The organism is Streptomyces sp. DG2A-72 (assembly GCF_030499575.1).
In the GTDB taxonomy this organism is placed as follows: Bacteria; Actinomycetota; Actinomycetes; order Streptomycetales; family Streptomycetaceae; genus Streptomyces.
Window position 1 is genome coordinate 5,763,522 of the sequence record NZ_JASTLC010000001.1, and the last position, 18,311, is coordinate 5,781,832.

At 70.7% G+C, this 18,311-nt stretch carries 11 protein-coding genes and 1 tRNA gene; 11 read left to right on the top strand and 1 reads right to left on the bottom strand.

All coding sequences use genetic code 11. The annotated features are described in order from the left end of the window. The first annotated feature begins 57 nt into the window (after nucleotides 1-57). From QQY66_RS27550 to QQY66_RS27585, 8 genes are all read left to right on the top strand, one after another. Nucleotides 58-657, top strand: a complete 600-nt coding sequence (locus QQY66_RS27550) for a small secreted protein (protein ID WP_301982971.1) — start codon at nucleotides 58-60, stop codon at nucleotides 655-657. 99 nt (nucleotides 658-756) lie between these two features. Continuing rightward, nucleotides 757-2,274: a class I SAM-dependent methyltransferase gene (locus QQY66_RS27555; protein ID WP_301982972.1), complete on the top strand. Its 1,518-nt coding sequence runs from the start codon at nucleotides 757-759 to the stop codon at nucleotides 2,272-2,274. 290 nt (nucleotides 2,275-2,564) lie between these two features. Then, the gene (locus tag QQY66_RS27560; protein ID WP_301982973.1) at nucleotides 2,565-2,762 is read left to right on the top strand and encodes a hypothetical protein; all 198 of its coding nucleotides are present in this window, start codon (nucleotides 2,565-2,567) and stop codon (nucleotides 2,760-2,762) included. Between the two features lie 248 nt (nucleotides 2,763-3,010). Then, nucleotides 3,011-5,851 (top strand): type I DNA topoisomerase, encoded by a 2,841-nt coding sequence (topA, locus tag QQY66_RS27565; protein WP_301982974.1) that lies wholly within the window; start codon nucleotides 3,011-3,013, stop codon nucleotides 5,849-5,851. Nucleotides 5,852-6,040: 189 nt separating this feature from the next. Beyond that, on the top strand, nucleotides 6,041-9,403 hold the full coding sequence (gene tmk, locus QQY66_RS27570; RefSeq protein ID WP_301982975.1) for a dTMP kinase: 3,363 nt from the start codon (nucleotides 6,041-6,043) through the stop codon (nucleotides 9,401-9,403). A 178-nt stretch (nucleotides 9,404-9,581) separates the two neighbouring features. Next, nucleotides 9,582-10,787: a DNA polymerase III subunit delta' gene (locus tag QQY66_RS27575; protein ID WP_301982976.1), complete on the top strand. Its 1,206-nt coding sequence runs from the start codon at nucleotides 9,582-9,584 to the stop codon at nucleotides 10,785-10,787. Between the two features lie 419 nt (nucleotides 10,788-11,206). Continuing rightward, nucleotides 11,207-12,868, top strand: coding sequence for an alpha/beta hydrolase (locus QQY66_RS27580; protein ID WP_301982977.1), 1,662 nt, complete (start codon nucleotides 11,207-11,209; stop codon nucleotides 12,866-12,868). Between the two features lie 107 nt (nucleotides 12,869-12,975). Further along, nucleotides 12,976-13,052: transfer RNA gene (locus tag QQY66_RS27585), tRNA-Thr, on the top strand. Between the two features lie 517 nt (nucleotides 13,053-13,569). Here the strand turns inward: QQY66_RS27585 and QQY66_RS27590 are convergent. Beyond that, nucleotides 13,570-13,824 carry a universal stress protein gene (locus tag QQY66_RS27590; RefSeq protein ID WP_367667090.1) on the bottom strand — a complete coding sequence of 85 codons (255 nt, stop codon included), beginning with the start codon at nucleotides 13,822-13,824 and terminating at the stop codon, nucleotides 13,570-13,572. Nucleotides 13,825-13,989: 165 nt separating this feature from the next. On the opposite strand from QQY66_RS27590, the gene QQY66_RS27595 reads away from it, so the two are divergent. The 3 genes from QQY66_RS27595 (at nucleotide 13,990) to QQY66_RS50485 (ending at nucleotide 18,242) form a co-directional block, all read left to right on the top strand. Further along, complete coding sequence (locus tag QQY66_RS27595) at nucleotides 13,990-14,373, top strand: transposase (RefSeq protein ID WP_301982979.1); 384 nt, start codon at nucleotides 13,990-13,992, stop codon at nucleotides 14,371-14,373. Between the two features lie 249 nt (nucleotides 14,374-14,622). Then, nucleotides 14,623-16,809: a hypothetical protein gene (locus QQY66_RS50480; protein WP_367666998.1), complete on the top strand. Its 2,187-nt coding sequence runs from the start codon at nucleotides 14,623-14,625 to the stop codon at nucleotides 16,807-16,809. Beyond that, on the top strand, nucleotides 16,737-18,242 hold the full coding sequence (locus tag QQY66_RS50485; RefSeq protein ID WP_367666999.1) for a LamG-like jellyroll fold domain-containing protein: 1,506 nt from the start codon (nucleotides 16,737-16,739) through the stop codon (nucleotides 18,240-18,242). Before QQY66_RS50480 ends, QQY66_RS50485 begins: the two co-directional genes overlap by 73 nt. Nucleotides 18,243-18,311 lie beyond the last annotated feature (69 nt).

The window sequence follows — 18,311 nt, forward strand, 5'->3', positions numbered from 1 at the left end:
GGACCTTCGGCGTGTAGTTGTCGCCCGTCCGGCGTGTATGTTCCGGGGCCGAGAGCCATGGAAGGGACCAAACCGGTGAACAAGAAGCTCGCGGCCGCACTGTCCGGCGGTGCGGTACTGGTACTGGCGCTGTCGGCATGCAGCGGCGACGAGAGCAACGAGGAGCTCGACGCCTGGGCCAAGAAGATCTGCAACACGGCCACGGCGCCGAACGCGAAGATCGCCGCAGCCGACGCCGCGATCAACAAGGTGGCCACGGACAGCGAGCCCGAGGAGCTCCAGAAGGTCGATTCCAAGTCATTCGGAGACCTTGCCGATGGCTTCAAGGAGCGGGCGACCCACCTTCAGGACGCCGGAGCGCCTCCGGGTGTCGACGGCGGTGCGACCAAGCAGCAGGACGCCGTCAAGAAGCTCAACGCCGTCTCCACGGCCTACGCCGACCTGAAGAAGCAGGTCGATGCGCTGAACACGAAGGACCAGGCGAAGTTCGCGTCCGGGCTCAATGAGCTGTCGAACGGGATGAAGGACGTGGTGACCCTGCGCAAGAACGCGGTCGCCGCGCTCAAGCAGCTGGAAGAGGGCGACGCCAAGGCGTCTCTGGTCAAGCAGGAGAGCTGCAAGAAGGCAGCCGCGTCGGCCTCGGCCACTGACAGCTGAGGCACCACCGCGGCCGGACGCAGAGCCTGCGCGCCCATCGCCGCGCCACCAAGGCCCGACCCAGAGCCCTTGCGGCCCGGTGCGGGTCACAATGTGGGCGTGAGTAACTCCAGCCTGTCCTCGCTGCCCTCCATCGACCGCCCCGAGATCACCTCCCGCCTCCGGGACGCCCTGCTCGCGGCCTCCTTCACCGCCGACGGACTGCTCGAGCTGCTCGGCGCGCCCGCGTACGCGGCGCTCGCACGGAGCGAAACCGTGCCCGCGCTCCGGGCGACCCGCGGCGACACGCCGCTGGAGATGCTCGTACGGCTGTTCCTGTTGCAGCAGCCCGTGCCGCACGCGCGCGTGGCGGACGTTCTGCCGCTCGCGGAGTGCCTGGAGGGCGGGTGGCTGGTGTCCATCGGCGGGGACGAGGTCGCGGCCACCGTGGATGTACGGCCGTACGGCGGGCCCGGTGGCGAGGACTGGTTCATCGTGTCCGACCTGGGGTGCGCGGTCGGCGGGGCCGGTGGGATCGGCAGCCGGGACGAGCGCGTCGTGCTGGGCGTGGGCGGCGCCTCCACGACCCTGGCCGGCATCACCGTACGTACGCCCGTCTCCGCCGCCCTCGACCTCGGCACCGGCTCCGGGATCCAGGCCCTGCACGCCGCGCAGCACGCCACGCGCGTGACGGCGACCGACGTCAACCCGCGCGCGTTGCACATCACCGCGCTCACGCTGGCGCTGTCGGGCGCCCCGGGGGCCGACCTCAGGGAGGGCTCGCTGTTCGAGCCGGTCCGGGACGGTGAGACGTACGACCTGATCGTGTCGAACCCGCCGTTCGTGATCTCGCCGGGGGCGCGGCTGACCTACCGGGACGGCGGGATGGGCGGGGACGATCTGTGCCGCTCGCTCGTTCAGGGGGCGGGGGAACGGCTGCGGGAGGGCGGGTTCGCGCAGCTCCTCGCCAACTGGCAGCACGTGGAGGGGGAGGACTGGCAGGACAGGATCAGGTCGTGGGTGCCGCGCGGGTGCGATGCGTGGATCGTGCAGCGCGAGGTGCAGGACGTCACGCAGTACGCCGAGCTGTGGCTCAGGGACGCCGGCGACCACCGGGGCGACCCGGCCGAGTACCAGGCGCGGTACGACGCGTGGCTGGACGAGTTCGAGGCGCGCAAGGTGAAGGCGGTCGGCTTCGGCTGGATCACGCTGCGCAGGACGGGGACGGCCGTGCCCTCGGTGACGGTCGAGGAGTGGCCGCATCCGGTCGAACAGCCGCTCGGTGAGACGGTCCGGGCGCACTTCGACCGCCTCGACTTCCTGCGCACGCACGACGACGCCGACCTGCTCGAAGGCCACTTCCGGCTCGGCGCCGAGATCGTCCAGGAGCAGGTCGGGCTGCCCGGCGCCGAGGACCCGGAGCACGTGGTGCTGCGCCAGCACCGCGGTATGCGCCGGGCCACCAAGGTGGACACGGTCGGCGCGGGCTTCGCGGGCGTCTGCGACGGCACGCTGAGCGCGGGCCGCATCCTGGATGCCATCGCCCAACTGATGGGCGAGGACCCCGTCCTGCTGCGCGACCGCACGCCCGCGCAGATCCGGCTGCTGGTGGAACAGGGGTTCCTCGATCCGGCGTAGGGACGAGGCCTGCGGTCAGTGGGCACGGATTTGTTCCGGCGCCGAATGGAATGAGCCAGAAGAAGGGCAGCGACAACTCGATCAAGTTGTGCCGCGACAAAATCGAGTCGACCTGGGAACCCGGTTCGGAGCCGGTCGAGATCGGGCCGAGACCGGTCAGCGTTCGTCGGCGGATGATCCACAGCCGCGCCGGTCCCTCGTTCACCCGAGGTTCGCCGGGTCGCCGTCCGCACGTGTCAGCCTCCCGGCACTGGGCACGCGTGGACGGGAGAAAAGGGGCACAAAGGGCCATGGAGAGCGGACCGGCGATCTTCGCGGGTGTGGTGTTCGCCCTGTTCGGCAGCGGACTGCTGGTGTGGACGGCGGTGCGCGTACGACACCGCGAACCCGTCGCCCACGGTGTGAGCCCCGTCGCATCGGCGACCCTCGCGACCATCGCCGCGGTGATCGCGCTGATCCTCGGAACGTGGTGCTTCACCCGCGTCTGAGAACCGCCCGGGGACAGGGACTTCGATAATGAGGAGGTCACCCTCCGGATAGGTTCGAAAAGGCCGGTGGGCACTCCGGGCGGCAGGAATGGCGGGAGTCGGGTTACCGTTCGAGTGGCCGTTGCGGGCTTTTCCCGTTTGACACGGGGGCGGGATGTACCGTCACACTCCGCAGCGTCAGCATGACCCGACCCCGGGAACCAAGACCTGGGGAGTGACCCCAGCGTCGACCGGAGAGAAGAGCGAAGTTGTCCCCGACCAGCGACACCGCACACGGCGGCCGCCGACTCGTCATCGTCGAGTCGCCTGCCAAGGCGAAGACGATCAAGGGCTATCTCGGCCCCGGCTACGTCGTCGAAGCGAGCGTCGGGCACATCCGCGACCTCCCCAACGGCGCCGCGGAGGTGCCGGAGAAGTACACCGGCGAGGTCCGCCGCCTCGGTGTGGACGTCGAGCACGACTTCGAGCCGATCTATGTCGTCAACGCCGACAAGAGGGCCCAGGTCAAGAAGCTCAAGGATCTGCTGAAGGACTCCGACGAGCTCTACCTCGCCACCGATGAGGACCGCGAGGGCGAGGCCATCGCCTGGCACCTCCAGGAGGTGCTCAAGCCCAAGGTCCCGGTCAAGCGGATGGTCTTCCACGAGATCACCAAGGCCGCGATCCAGGCCGCCGTCGCCAACCCGCGCGAGCTCAACCAGAAGCTCGTCGACGCCCAGGAGACCCGCCGCATCCTCGACCGTCTCTACGGCTACGAGGTCTCGCCGGTCCTGTGGAAGAAGGTCATGCCGCGCCTGTCGGCCGGCCGTGTCCAGTCGGTCGCCACCCGACTCGTGGTGGAGCGGGAACGCGAGCGCATCGCGTTTCGTTCTGCTGAGTACTGGGACCTGACGGGCACCTTCGCGACCGGCCGCGCAGGGGATTCGTCGGACCCGTCGTCGCTGGTCGCCCGCCTTCAGACCGTCGACGGCAGGCGGGTCGCGCAGGGCCGTGACTTCGACTCCCTGGGACAACTCAAGAGCGCGAACATCCTCCACCTCGACGAGGCGAACGCCCGCGCCCTGGCCGCCGCCCTGGAGCGGACGCAGTTCTCCGTCCGGTCCGTCGAGTCCAAGCCGTACCGCCGCTCGCCGTACGCCCCGTTCCGTACGACGACGTTGCAGCAGGAGGCCAGCCGCAAGCTCGGCTTCGGCGCGAAGGCCACGATGCAGGTCGCGCAGAAGCTGTACGAGAACGGCTACATCACGTACATGCGTACGGACTCCACGACGCTGAGCGACACCGCCATCGGGGCCGCCCGCGCCCAGGTCACGCAGCTGTACGGCGCCGACTACCTGCCGTCGTCCCCGCGGACGTACGCCGGGAAGGTCAAGAACGCGCAGGAGGCGCACGAGGCGATCCGCCCCTCGGGCGACCGCTTCCGCACGCCTGCCGAGACCGGACTGACCGGCGACCAGTTCAAGCTGTACGAGCTGATCTGGAAGCGGACCGTCGCCTCCCAGATGAAGGACGCGACCGGTAACTCCGTCACGGTGAAGATCGGTGGCACCGCCGCCGACGGCCGCGACGTCGAATTCAGCGCGTCCGGCAAGACGATCACGTTCCACGGCTTCCTGAAGGCGTACGTCGAGGGCGCCGACGACCCGAACGCGGAGCTGGACGACCGCGAGCGCCGCCTGCCCCAGGTGCGCGAGGGCGACGGGCTCAGCGCCGAGGAGATCACGGTCGACGGGCACGCCACCAAGCCCCCGGCCCGCTACACCGAGGCCAGCCTGGTCAAGGAGCTCGAAGAGCGCGAGATCGGCCGCCCGTCGACGTATGCGTCGATCATCGGCACGATCCTCGACCGCGGCTATGTGTTCAAGAAGGGCACGGCACTCGTCCCGTCCTTCCTGTCCTTCGCTGTGGTCAACCTCCTGGAGAAGCACTTCGGGCGGCTCGTCGACTACGGCTTCACCGCCAAGATGGAGGACGACCTCGACCGCATCGCGCGCGGCGAGGCGCGGGCCGTGCCGTGGCTGAGGCGGTTCTACTTCGGTGAGGGCGACGCGGCCGGTGCCGCTGACGCCGGGAACGGCGACGGGGACCACCTCGGCGGCCTCAAGGAGTTGGTGACCGACCTGGGTGCGATCGACGCGCGCGAGGTGTCGTCGTTCCCGGTGGGCAACGACATCGTGCTGCGGGTCGGGCGCTACGGCCCGTACATCGAGCGCGGCGAGAAGGACACCGAGCAGCACCAGCGCGCGGACGTGCCCGAGGACCTCGCCCCGGACGAGCTGTCCGTCGAATTCGCGGAGGAGCTGCTCGCCAAGCCGAGCGGGGACTTCGAGCTGGGTGCCGACCCGGAGACGGGCCACCAGATCATCGCCAAGGACGGCCGCTACGGCCCGTACGTCACCGAGGTGCTCCCCGAGGGCACCCCGAAGACCGGCAAGAACGCCGTAAAGCCGCGTACGGCCTCGCTGTTCAAGTCGATGTCTCTCGACACGGTGACGCTCGAGGACGCGCTGAAGCTGATGTCGCTGCCGCGTGTCGTCGGCACCGATGCCGAGGGCCAGGAGATCACCGCGCAGAACGGGCGCTACGGGCCGTACCTGAAGAAGGGCACGGACTCGCGTTCGCTGCAGTCGGAGGAGCAGCTCTTCACGATCACCCTCGAAGAGGCACTGGCGATCTACGCCCAGCCCAAGCAGCGCGGCCGGGCCGCCGCCAAGCCGCCGCTGAAGGAGCTGGGCGAGGACCCGGTCAGCGGGAAGCCCGTCGTCGTCAAGGACGGCCGCTTCGGGCCGTACGTCACCGACGGCGAGACCAACGCGACCCTGCGGTCCGGCGACAGCGTCGAGGAGATCACCCCGGAGCGCGGCTTCGAACTGCTCGCCGAGAAGCGGGCGAAGGCGCCCGCCAAGAAGACGGCGAAGAAGACGGCCGCGAAGAAGGCCCCGGCGAAGAAGGCTCCGGCCAAGAAGACGGCTGCCAAGAAGACCGCGGCGAAGAAGACAACGACGACGGCGAAGAAGACGGCCGCGAAGACGGCGGCGGCCAAGAAGGCGACGGCTTCGAACTCGGCGGCGTCTTCGGCGAAGGACTGATTCGGCGAAGGACTGATTCGGCGAAGGACTGATTCGGCGGAGGACTGAGGCTCACCGCGCGTCGTGTGAGCGTCCGTATCTTCACTTCTGGTTCGCAAAAGGCGCGCCCCGGCAACGCTTTGGTGTCGGGGCGCGCGCACGTTCGGACGGGCGCGTCGGGCTGTCGGTGGCTGCCGATAGGCTGAATGCATGACCCGAGCCGAGCAGCCAACGGCCCCTCACCCGGCCCCCGACGACACCCTGGTCGCGGATTCCCGCGAGCGTGCCGTCCGCGCACTGCTGCGCCAACCGCAGCTCAAACGCTTGTGGAGCGCGCACCTCGTGGGCGGAGTCGGTGATGTGCTCGCGCTGCTGGTGCTGGTCGTCCTCGCCCTCCAGGTGGCCATCGCCGATGGCTCGTTCGGCGGCGGCTACCGTGGCGTGGCGTTCGCAGTGGCGACCGTCTTCGCCGTGCGCATCCTCGCGACGCTGCTCTTCGGAGCCGTGCTGCTGGGCCCGCTCACCTCGCTGACGTCCCAGGACGGTCCGCTCGACCGCCGCTGGACCATGGTCGGCGCGGACGGGCTGCGGGCCGCGCTGCTGATCGTCGCGCCGCTGTGGATCGACTGGACGCCGGACGACGCGCTGGCCGTCCTTCTGGTGACCGTCTTCGTGACCGGTGTCGCCGAGCGCTTCTGGACGGTGTGCCGGGAGAGCGCGGCGCCCGCGCTGCTGCCGGCCCCGCCCCCGGAGGGGGCGACGGTGCGCCCGCTGCCGGACCACCTGGACGCCCTGCGGCGCCTGTCGATCCGTACGACCTTCGTGGCGATCCCCCTCGCGGCTGCCGCGCTCATCGCGGCGGGCCTGCTCAACAACCTGCTGGGCGCCGGAATCGACTGGTTCGAGCAGCACCAGGCCGCCCTCGCCTCGTATGTGGCGGCCGGTCTCTTCGCCGCCTCCCTGTCCGTGCTGTCCTTCCTGGAGGTGCCCGGCACCCGCACCCCGCGCGCGCGGTCGCCGCTCGAAGGGCTGCGCCGGCCCAAGACGGGCGATGGCGTCGACAGGGGCCGGACTGGCGCGCTGCCCTTGCTGGTGCTGGCCTGCGCCGCCGTTGCCGCGGCGATCGCGGCGGCCGTCGCCGTGTCGGTGCTGCACGCCAAGGACCTGGGCGGCGGCCCGGTGACGTACGGGCTGCTGGTGCTCGCGCTGACCGGCGGTGTCGTCGTCGGCATCCGTACGGCTCCTTCGGTGCTCCCCGCCCTGTCGCGCCGCCGGCTGCTCGCGCTGGCCATCGCCTTCACCGGCGTCGCGCTGCTGGCCGCCGGGCTGGTGCCGGACCTGACCACCGTGCTGCTCATCGTCGCGCTGGCCGGCGTGGGGGCGGGCGTGGCCGCCAACACCGGGCACACGCTGCTCGACCAGGAGGCCGAGGACCACCGGCGGGCGCGCACGACCGAGCATCTGCACGCGGTCGTACGGGTTTTCGTGGCGCTCGGCGTGGTGATCGCACCGCTGGTGGCGGCGCTCATCGGGCCGCACCGCCTGGAGAACGGCAAGTTCGTGTTCGCGCACGGCGGCGCCGCGTTCACGCTGATGCTGGTCGGCGCGCTGCTCCTGCCGGTGGCCGCGCTGGTGCTGGCCAAGGTCGACGACCGCTCCGGTGTGCCGCTGCGGAAGGACCTGCGGGACGCGCTGCTCGGCGGTGACGACCCGGAGACGGTGCCCGCCGCGTCCGGTTTCTTCATCGCCCTGGAGGGCGGCGACGGTGCCGGGAAGTCCACCCAGGCCGAGGCGCTCGCCGAGTGGATCCGGGCCAAGGGACACGAGGTCGTGGTGACCCGCGAGCCGGGCGCGACGCCGGTCGGCAAGCGGCTGCGGTCGATCCTGCTGGACGTGTCGTCGGCGGGGCTGTCCCACCGGGCGGAGGCGCTGCTGTACGCGGCGGACCGCGCGGAGCACGTGGACACGGTCGTACGGCCCGCGCTGGAGCGTGGCGCGGTGGTCGTCTCGGACCGCTACATCGACTCGTCCGTGGCCTACCAGGGGGCGGGGCGCGACCTGTCCCCGACCGAGATCGCCCGCATAAACCGGTGGGCGACGAACGGGCTGGTGCCGCACCTGACCGTGCTTCTGGACGTCTCGCCGGAGACCGCGCGCGAGCGGTTCACCGAGGCGCCGGACCGGCTGGAGTCGGAGCCCGCCGAGTTCCACGCGCGCGTGCGGTCCGGTTTCCTGACGCTGGCCGCCGCCGACCCCGGGCGGTACCTGGTCGTGGACGCGGGCCAGGAGCCCGAGGCCGTCACGACCGTCGTCCGCGCGCGGCTCGACCAGATGCTGCCGCTGTCCGAGGCCGAGATCCAGGCCCGCGAGGAGGCGCGCCGGAAGGCCGAGGAGGAGGCCCGGCGCAAGGCCGAGGAAGAGGCCGCCCGCAAGGCCGAGGAGGAGCGGCTGGAGCGCGAGCGCCAGGAACAGCTCGAGCGGCTGCGCGCCGAGGAGGAGGAGCGCAAGCGGCGCGAGTTGGAGGAGGCGCAGCGGCGCGAGGCCGAACGGCAGGCCGAGGAGGCCCGGCAGCGGGCCGAGGAAGCGCGTCGGCGTGCGGAGGAGGAGCGGGTTCGGCTCCTCGCCGAGGAGAAGGCGCGCGCCGAGGAGGAGGCCCGCCGCAAGGCCGAGGAGGAGCGGCGGCGCCAGCAGGCCGAGGAAGAGGCCCGGCTTCGCGCCGAGGCGGAGGCACGGCGCCTGGAGAAGCAGCGGAAGGCCGAGGAGGCGCTGCTGCGCGCCGAGGAGGCACGCCGGCTGGCGGAGCAGGCGGCGGCTGCGGCAGAGGCGGGGCCTCGGCAGGAGACGGCTCCTGGGGCGCCGGGTGGGGCTCGGGAAGCGACGCCGGGTGCTGCTTCGGATGCGGCGCGCGGTGCGGCTTCGGACGCGGTGACGGTGCCTACGCCGGTCGTGACGCCGGAGGAAGCGGCGCGCGGGCGGTCGGCTGAGGAGACGGCTGTGCTGCGCCCGGTGCGGGGGGATGCGGCTGAGGGCGGGACCGGTCAGGCCGGTTCCTCGGAGGCCGGTTCTTCCGGGGAGGCCGCTGCTGGTTCTTCCGGTGTCGGCGAGTCCGAGGTGACGGCCGAGCTGCCCAAGCCGGAGGTGGCTCCGGGGGCTGCGGACGAGACCGCTGTGTTGCCGCCGGTGGCGCCCGGTGCCGCCGATGAGACGGCCGTATTGCCGCCGGTCGTCCCTGGTGCCGCGGATGAGACTGCGGTACTTCCGCAGATGCCGCCCGGTGCGGCGGACGAGACCGCGGCGCTTCCTCCCGTACAGGGGGAAGATCCGGCGGACCGGGTTCCGCCGGGGTTCTTCCGGGACGAGTCGGCGGGGGCGCGGCCGGACGGCACCGAGGACCGTACGCGCGAGATGCCCCAGGTCGATGCGGAGGGGGCGCCCCGACGGCGGGCGCGGTCCGACTGGGCCGAGGAGACGCCGCTGGATGATCTGCCCACGTTGGCGGACGAATTGCTGGGGCCGCGCGAGGACGACGAGTTCGACGACGAGCGGGGTGGGGGGCGCGGCCCGCGGCGCTGAGCTCGGCTGGCGGGCCGCCCCGAGGCGGGCTCCCGGCTGTCCCGGCGTCTCGGCTGTCCCGGAGTCCCGGCTGTCCCGGAGTCCCGGCTGTCCCGACAGTCTCAGGAACCCCGTTGTCAGTGCCACCCCCCACAATGGGTGGCACAGCACGGACCGTGACGAAAGGGCGGGGTGACCCATGACCGTATGGGATGACCTGGTCGGCCAGGAGAAGGTGAGCGCGCAGCTCGATGCCGCCGCTCGCGATGCCGATGCCCTGGTCACCGCCACGGCCACGGACACGCCGCCCCCCGAGGCGTCCAAGATGACGCATGCCTGGCTGTTCACCGGCCCCCCCGGCGCGGGGCGCATCCAGGCGGCGCGGGCCTTCGCCGCCGCACTGCAGTGCGTCAGCCCCGACCGCGCGCTCGGCGGAGCCCCCGGCTGCGGGTTCTGCGACGGCTGTCATACGACACTGATCGGCACGCACGCCGACGTCAGCACGGTGGTCGCCGTGGGCACGCAGATCCTCGCCGACGACATGCGGGACACCGTCCGCAAGTCGTTCACCTCGCCGGCGACCGGCCGCTGGCAGATCATCCTCGTCGAGGACGCCGAGCGGCTGAACGAGAAGTCGGCCAACGCCGTTCTCAAGGCCGTCGAGGAGCCCGCCCCCCGCACGGTGTGGCTGCTGTGCGCCCCCTCCATCGAGGACGTGCTGCCCACCATCCGCTCCCGCTGCCGCCACCTGAACCTGCGGACGCCCTCGGTCGACGCCGTCGCCGACATGCTCGTACGACGTGAGGGCATCGAGCCCCCGGTCGCCGCCGCCGCGGCCCGCGCCACCCAGGGGCACATCGACAACGCCCGCCGCCTGGCCACCGACCCGGCCGCACGCGAGCGCCGGGCCGCCGTGCTCAAGCTGCCGCTTCGGGTCGACGACATCGGCGGCTGCCTCAAGGCCGCCCAGGAGCTCGTCGACGCGGCGGCCGAGGACGCCAAGCAGCTCGCCGCCGAGAGGGACGACAAGGAGACCGAGGAGCTGAAGGCGGCGATGGGCGCGTCCCAGGGCGGCCGTATGCCGCGGGGCACGGCCGGCGTGATGAAAGACCTGGAGGACAAGCAGAAGCGCCGCCGCACGCGTACGCAGCGGGACAGCCTCGACCTCGCCCTGACCGACCTCACCGGCTTCTACCGCGACGTCCTCGCCCTCCAGCTCGGCTCCCGCGTGGCCATCGCCAACGCCGACGCCGAGGAAACCCTGCAGCGCCTCGCCCGCGCCGGCTCCCCGGAGTCCACACTCCGCCGCATCGAAGCCATCGCCGCCTGCCGAGACGCCCTCGACCGCAATGTGGCCCCGCTGCTGGCCGTGGAGGCGATGACGATGGCACTGAGAGCGGGCTGAGGGGCGGCGGTCGAGCATCCTCGAACATGCGGGGGTGGCCGATGTGTTGACGACGTAACTCGTACGAGGCACAACTGCAGCAGCCGTCCGAGGCGGGACGGGCGGTCGGGCGGGACAGGCCCCGCACCTGTCCGAGGCGGAGCTCGTACCCGTACGTGGCAGGCCCCGCACCTGTCCGAGGCGGAACTCGTACCCGTACGTGGCAGGCCCCGCACCTGTCCGAGGGGGGACCCGTGCCCGTACGGGGCGCACCGCAGGCCCGATCTCGGCCGACCTGCGTCCGACCTGTGTCTGACCGAGAGGCGACCCGCATCCGACCGAGACCTCACCCGCATCCGACCGAGACCTGACCCGCACGCCTACGAGCCACACCTTGCACGCACAGCGACCAGTCCACCGCGCAGGGTTACGCTCGCTGGATGCACATCAGGCGCGCATCCCGACCGACCAGCCGGAGCCCGAAGCCGAAGCCGAAGCCGAAGCCGAAGCCCAGGCTCCAGCACCCCGCCCGCCCCGGCACTCCCGGTACTACAACCACCGCTGCTGCACTCCTCACGGCCATCACCCTGCTCGCCTCCGCCTGCTCCTCCGGAGGTGCGACGACGTCGGCCGGTACGGCGGCCGAGGCGGCGCTGGCCGCGCTGCCTCAGGCGACGCCGGCGGCGCTCTCGCCGTTCTACGAGCAGAGACCGGGCTGGCGCAGCTGCGGGGTCCCCGGGTTCGAGTGCGCCACGATCAAGGCGCCGCTCGACTACGACCGGCCCGACGCCGGCGACATCCGGCTCGCCGTCGCCCGCAAGAAGGCCGCGGGCCCGGGCAAGCGTCTGGGATCGCTGCTGGTGAACCCGGGCGGGCCGGGCGGCTCGGCGGTCGGCTACGTGCAGGCGTACGCCGGTGTCGGCTACCCGGCGGAGGTCCGCGCGCGCTACGACATGGTGGCCGTGGACCCGCGCGGGGTCGCCCGCAGTGAGCCCGTCGAATGCCTCGACGGGCGGGAGATGGACACGTACACCCGGACGGACACCACGCCCGACGACGAGCGGGAGACGACCCAACTCGTCGACGCGTACAAGAAGTTCGCGGAGGGCTGCGGCAGCGACTCGCCCGAGCTGCTGCGCCATGTCTCGACTGCCGAGGCGGCGCGGGACATGGACATCGTGCGGGCGGCGCTGGGGGACCGGAGGCTGAACTTCGTGGGGGCGTCGTACGGGACGTTCCTCGGGGCGACGTACGCGGGTCTGTTCCCCGACCGGGCCGGGCGGATGGTGCTGGACGGCGCGATGGACCCGTCGCTGCCCGCCCGCCGACTGAACCTCGACCAGACCGCGGGCTTCGAGACGGCGTTCCAGTCCTTCGCGAAGGACTGCGTGCAGCAGCCGGACTGTCCGCTCGGCGGCAAGGGCACGGCGCCGGCGAAGGTCGGCGACAACCTGAAGGCGTTCTTCACGAAGCTCGACGCACAGCCCATCCCCACCGGCGACGCGGACGGCCGCACGCTCACCGAGTCCCTCGCCACCACCGGCGTGATCGCGGCGATGTACGACGAGGGAGCGTGGGCGCAGCTGCGCGAGGCGCTGACTCTGGCGATGAAGGAGAAGGACGGCGCGGGCCTGCTCGCCCTCTCCGACAGCTACTACGAGCGTGACGCCGACGGCCGCTACACCAACCTGATGTTCGCCAACGCCGCCGTGAACTGCCTCGACCTCCCGGCCGCCTTCGACACCCCCGAGGAGGTGCAGAAGGACCTCCCCACCTTCGAGAAGGCCTCCCCGGTCTTCGGCGAGGGCCTCGCCTGGGCCACCCTGCCCTGCGCGTACTGGCCAGTGGCGCCCACGGGCGTACCGCGCCGCATCGAGGCCAAGGGCGCCGCCCCGATCATCGTGGTCGGCACCACCCGCGACCCCGCGACGCCCTACCGCTGGGCCCGCGCCCTGGCCGGCCAGCTCTCCTCCGCCCGCCTCCTCACCTACGAAGGCGACGGCCACACCGCTTACGGCCGCGGCAGCGACTGCATCGACTCCACGATCAACGCCTACCTGCTCCGCGGCACCCCTCCCACGAAGGGAAAACGCTGCTCATAGCCCACCTCACCGGCCCCGGCGCGGGTGGCCCGGGGCCGGTACGGAGCACCCCCCGAAACTGTGTAGACTTACCGACGTTGCTGATCGCACCATAGTGCGGACAGCGCGCCGCCTTAGCTCAGATGGCCAGAGCAACGCACTCGTAATGCGTAGGTCTCGGGTTCGAATCCCGAAGGCGGCTCCACTTAGGACCAGGTCAGATGCCCTCTGACCTGGTCTTTTGTGCTGGGCCTCTGATGGCTGGTCAGCTTGTTGGGCGGCGGCGCCTGAGGGGGAGCGCAAGGGGTGCGCATTGAGATTCGCTGTCCCATGCCTGTGACCTGGTACTTTGCGCACGGGGGTGTCTCGGCCCGCGAGTGTCGGGAAAGCCGGGCGTGTCGATGGCCGGGTCAGGGTGGTCGGTGCAGGGGTGGAAGTGACTGGCTATCGGTGTTCCAGGTAGGAACGGCGCTGCGGTGGCCCCGTCTCCGGCGGTTGCCGGCGTGTGGACCCTGGGTTTGGGGAATGCGTGGAGATCGCGACTTCTGTTGGGAGTCCACAAATTCTGTCCGGGCCGCGGTCCCGGCCACGGACTCTGCGAGATGTGCGTTGCCGAGGCCTATGCCGACATCAGCGAGGCCGACCGGGCCGTCAGCGCGGATCAGGACCGAGCGGAGGGCGTGGCGGCTGATCTTCTCCGCGGTGGGGTCCAGTAAGCGGCCCTATACCCAGGAGTGTCCGCTGTGGCCGACCATGATCAGGTCCGCCCGGTGTTGTTCGGCTGCACGCACCAGTTCCTGAGCCGCGTGCCCGGCCCGTGTCCCGCCCTTGAAAGTGACGCTGTGCTCGGTGACGTATGGCTCGGCGGCAGCCAGCCAGCGGTGGCAGGCCCGTTCCTCGATCTCCAGTTCCTCGGTCACCTCGCCGACCGTCTCGCCGTAGTGCGGCAGATGCGCCTCCACGGCCACCGCGGTCAGCTCGGTCTCGTGCGGGTGGGCCTGCTATGCGCGGCGATCCGCAGGGGCTGCCGTGCTGATTGTCGAAGCGGGCCGTGATGCGCAAGTACGGCGTCGGCCACCCGATGGTGCAGAACGACTTGGAGTCGGCCTGGCTCCGGCCACGTGATCAGCGAGTTGACGTCCATGGGTACCTACGGGCGGCAGATCCTGGCCGGCCGGCAAGCCGAGGAACTCCTGCGCAGCCTGCTCCACCTGGCCGCCAAGCACACCCACACCGCTCCCGGCCACCCCGCGATCTCCGCCGCCCGCTACTGCTTCCAGGCCCACTGCGCCGACCACGCCCACCTGTCGGAACTGGCCACCCTCGCCGAGACCGTCGCCCAGTGGTGGGACGGCATCGAGGCGTACGTCCTGACCGGGATCACGAACGCCGCCGGCGAGGGCAACAACCGCGTCATCAAGCTCGACGCGCGATGCGCCTTCGGCTACCGCAACCGCGCCAACCAGCGCCTACGGTCACTCTGCGCGACCACGAGACGCTCCCGACGCGAAGGGGTCCCCGACTGAATTCGATGACCCACTCATGTACGGCACCTGTTATTAAGGTGAACGATCGAATTCTTTGCGCCTGTGCGGTCGGTTTGTTGCCCGATCTTGGAATATCCCTTGGTCTTCGGCTGTGCCACCCCTGCCATGATCCTCAATCGCCAAGTGATTGTGATCGCTTCGTCAAGTGTTCAGGGGTGGGCTGTGGGGGATTCGGGGGGTAGACGTGTGTGGTCGTCGCGTACGGCGTGGCTGGCTGCGTTCGTCTTGTTGATTCAGCCTGTTGCGACGGCCGCCGCCTATACGGCCGTTGCCGGTGGCCAGGTCACCGGTTCCGACGGCACGACGTCCCTTTCTGCGGAGGCGACCGCCTCCCAGAAGGCGGTGGCCAGTGGTTCCGCGGTTGAGGTCGGCGCCGACCGTACGGAGTACACGACGACGTACGCCAATCCGGACGGCACGACGTTCAGGCTGGACCAGTCGACGGTGCCGGTGCGGGTGCACCAGGGCGACGGGTCGTGGGTGTCCCCGGATCCGAGCCTGGAGATGCGGTCGGACGGGACGGTCGGCCCGAAGGCGACGGTGGTGGATCTGGCGTTCTCTGATGGCGGTGACGGTTCGGGGCTGGTGGACATCGCCCGGGGTGGCAAGTCGTTGCGGCTGGGCTGGCCGGGGACGCTGCCGAAGCCGACGCTGGACGGGGCGAGCGCGGTCTACGCCGATGTGCTGCCCGGCGTGGACCTGCGGATGACGGCGACGACCGAGGGCTTCCGTGAACTGCTCGTGGTGAAGACCCCGCAGGCGGCTGCCGACCCGGAGCTGAAGAAGGTTGCCTTCTCGCTGCAGTCGGACGGGCTGACGGTGGCGTCGACGAGCGGCGGCGGGATGACCGCCGTGGACGACGACGCGCGCCCCGTCTTCTCCGCTCCGGCCGCGCTGATGTGGGATTCACAGGGCGACGCGACCACCTCCGGCACATCCACTCAGTTGGAGCGGACGACTGCGGTCACGCAGGCGAGCGACCCCTCCCCGGCGCCCACCACGGACCCCTCCGCCGGGGCGTCGGCGGACGGTACGGCGGGCCCGGGCGGCGGCGACGCATCCACGGTGCTGCCGGTCCAGGTCGGCCCGGATTCGCTGGCCGTGGTGCCGGACGCGGGCATGCTGGCGAACAGCGACAGCAGCGCCTACCCCCTCTACATCGACCCCAGTGTCGGCCTGGACCAGACGGCCCACACGTATCTGCGCTCGGACGGTGTCACCGACTTCAACTGGGATAACGGCAGTAGCAACGAGGGCAAGGGCATGGGTCATTGCTCCTCGTGGAACGGCTACTACTGCGGCCCCGGCTACACCGAGCGGCTGTACTTCCAGTTCTCGCCGAGCAGCCTGGCGGGCAAGAAGGTGTTGTCGGCGACTTTCCGGGCGACCGAGAGCTGGTCGTTCACCTGCGATGCGCGCTGGATCGATCTGGAGCGCACCGGCAACATCTCGTCGTCCACCACCTGGTCGACCCGTCCGCCATACCTGGGGACGATGGCCAGCCGGGACGTCTCGGCGGGCCGCAGCTCTCTGTGTGATCCTTCGCAGCCGGACGCTCCGATCGAGTTCAGCGGTTCGAGTCTGACGTCCGCGGTGGGGGATTTCGCGGCGGGGAAGTTCTCCCGGTTGACGCTGCTGCTGAAGGCTCGGGACGAGACGGACACCAGCGCGTGGAAGCGGTTTCGGAACGACGCGGTGCTGTCGGTGACCTATGTGGGGCTGCCTGCCGCGCCGACCAAGGCGGGCCTCGTCGAGGGCAGCGGGATCAGCTGCGAGACCAACTCGGGCGACCCGGACGTGATCGCGGATCCCACCCCCAGTCTGACCGCGACGGTGTGGACGGCGACCGGTGGTGGCAGCGGGGCGAGCCTGCGCGCCCACTTCTACATCCAGAAGCAGAACAGCGACGGCAGTTGGTCGGTGGCGACCGAGCCGGTGCGGCCCACCAGCGGCTACGTCGGCAACGGCGCCGTGCTCACCTACCCGTCACCGATCACGTTGTCCGAGGGGCCGCTGTACCGCCTGGCGGTGTTCTCCCGCTCCTACTACAACAGCGGTGCCGATTATCTGGAGTCGCACAGCACGGTGACCACCAAGGGCTGGTGCTACTTCAAGGTGGACACCACCGCCCCGAAGGCGCCCACGATCACCTTCGGCAGCCCGTACTCGGAGTGCACGGCCAACGCTTGCGACCCGGCCGGAGGCCCGGGCGTGGCGGGCCAGTTCACCTTCTCGCCGGCCTCGGGGGACACCAACACTGCTTACGAGTACAAGCTGGCGACCTCCACCTCCTGGTCCAAGCCGATCTCCGGCAACAAGGTCACGGCCGGGATCACCCCCAGTTGGCGGGCACCCAGCAACTGCAGGTGCGGGCGCAGGACAGTGCCCAACGCTGGGGCGCGAAGACGATCGTGAAGTTCAATGTCGCCGAGGGGCAGACGGCGATCGGCCGCTGGCACTTCGACGACGCGGCACCGGGCTCCGGCGTGACCACGGCCGCGGACACGGCGACCGAGGGCACACGTCACCCGGCGACCCTCTACACCCAAGGCGCGGGCTGGTCGTCGCTGGCACGCCGGGGTGACGGGGACCGTTCGCTGTGGCTGAACGACACCTCCGACACCACCCGCCAGTCCGGGTATGCGGCCTCAGCCACTCCGGTGGTCAACACCCAGTCGTCGTTCACTGTTTCGGCATGGGCCTACCTTTCGGACGGATCCGACTTCCGCACGGTGGTGTCGGAGACGGGCAGCGACGGCTCCGGGTTCGCCCTGTACTACTCGCCGGGCATCCAGCGCTGGGTGTTCCTGTGGAACTGGTACGAGAACGGAGTACGCAAGTACCTGGGCGCGAACGCCGACGCGGCCGGGGTGCCGCTGAAGGCGTGGACGCACCTGACCGGCGTCTACAACTCCGTGGACCGCACCATCTCCCTGTACGTCAACGGTCGTTTGCAGGGCTCGCCGGTGGCGCTGCCCAGCACGTCGGACGCCACAGTCACCGACGGCACCCTGCAGTTCGGCCGGGCCAGCTTCACCCCGGGCAGTTACGTGAACTACTGGCGGGGACGGGTCGACGAGGTAGCTGTCTGGCAGCGCGTCCTGACGGACGACGAGGTCGCCACTGAGGACCAGTTGCTCGACGCCAATGGCGCGACGGGCGTGGAGCTGATGGGCGCCTGGAACCCGGACGGCGCCGGCGGCACCACGCTGACGGACTCCACCTCCGGCTACGGCCGCACGCTCACCCTGGCCGGCGGTGCCTCGCTCGACGGCCGGGCCCTCGTCCTGAACGGAACGGACGGCGCCGCCACCGCGCCCGGACCGGTGCTCGACGACACGGCCTCGTTCACCGCCACCACGCTGGTGGACGTGGACAGGGACGCCCTGTTGTCCAAGCCGGTCGGATACACCGCCCAGGTCATCGGCCAGCGCGGTGCGGACGGCTCCTCCTGGGGTTTCTGGTACCAGTTGACCGGCACCGACCTCGACCCGGACACCGACACCACCGTCCCGGTCGGCAAGTGGTACTTCGGCCGGCTGAACACGGACGGCGGTTTCGACGGAGTGGTCTCCGACGAGGCCGCAGTGCTCGGCAGCCCCGTACGGATGACCGGAACCTACGACGCCCCCTCCGGCACGATCCACTTCTACCTCGGCCCCGACGAGAACGGCGCGGATGCCACCCATCCCTACACGGCTGTGGCGGGGGCCGGTGACTTCGCGGCCGGTGAGGGATACGTCGGCGGAGCGTGGGGCCACTACCTGCCCGGAAAGATCACCGACATCAGGCTCTGGACCGGTGCCATGGCCGACCAGCAACAAATCATCGACACCGTCGGGGACTGACCCCACGACGCACATCCGGTGGGGCGGTGAACAGCCGTCCCACCGGGCCGCAGCGCAAATTCTCCCACT

Coding starts and splice junctions, on each gene's coding strand:
- QQY66_RS27550 (WP_301982971.1), top strand. CDS start 58: ATGGAAGGGACCAAACCGGTGAACAAGAAGCTCGCGGCCGCACTGTCC.
- QQY66_RS27560 (WP_301982973.1), top strand. CDS start 2,565: ATGGAGAGCGGACCGGCGATCTTCGCGGGTGTGGTGTTCGCCCTGTTC.
- tmk (WP_301982975.1), top strand. CDS start 6,041: ATGACCCGAGCCGAGCAGCCAACGGCCCCTCACCCGGCCCCCGACGAC.
- QQY66_RS27575 (WP_301982976.1), top strand. CDS start 9,582: ATGACCGTATGGGATGACCTGGTCGGCCAGGAGAAGGTGAGCGCGCAG.
- QQY66_RS27580 (WP_301982977.1), top strand. CDS start 11,207: ATGCACATCAGGCGCGCATCCCGACCGACCAGCCGGAGCCCGAAGCCG.
- QQY66_RS27595 (WP_301982979.1), top strand. CDS start 13,990: ATGGGTACCTACGGGCGGCAGATCCTGGCCGGCCGGCAAGCCGAGGAA.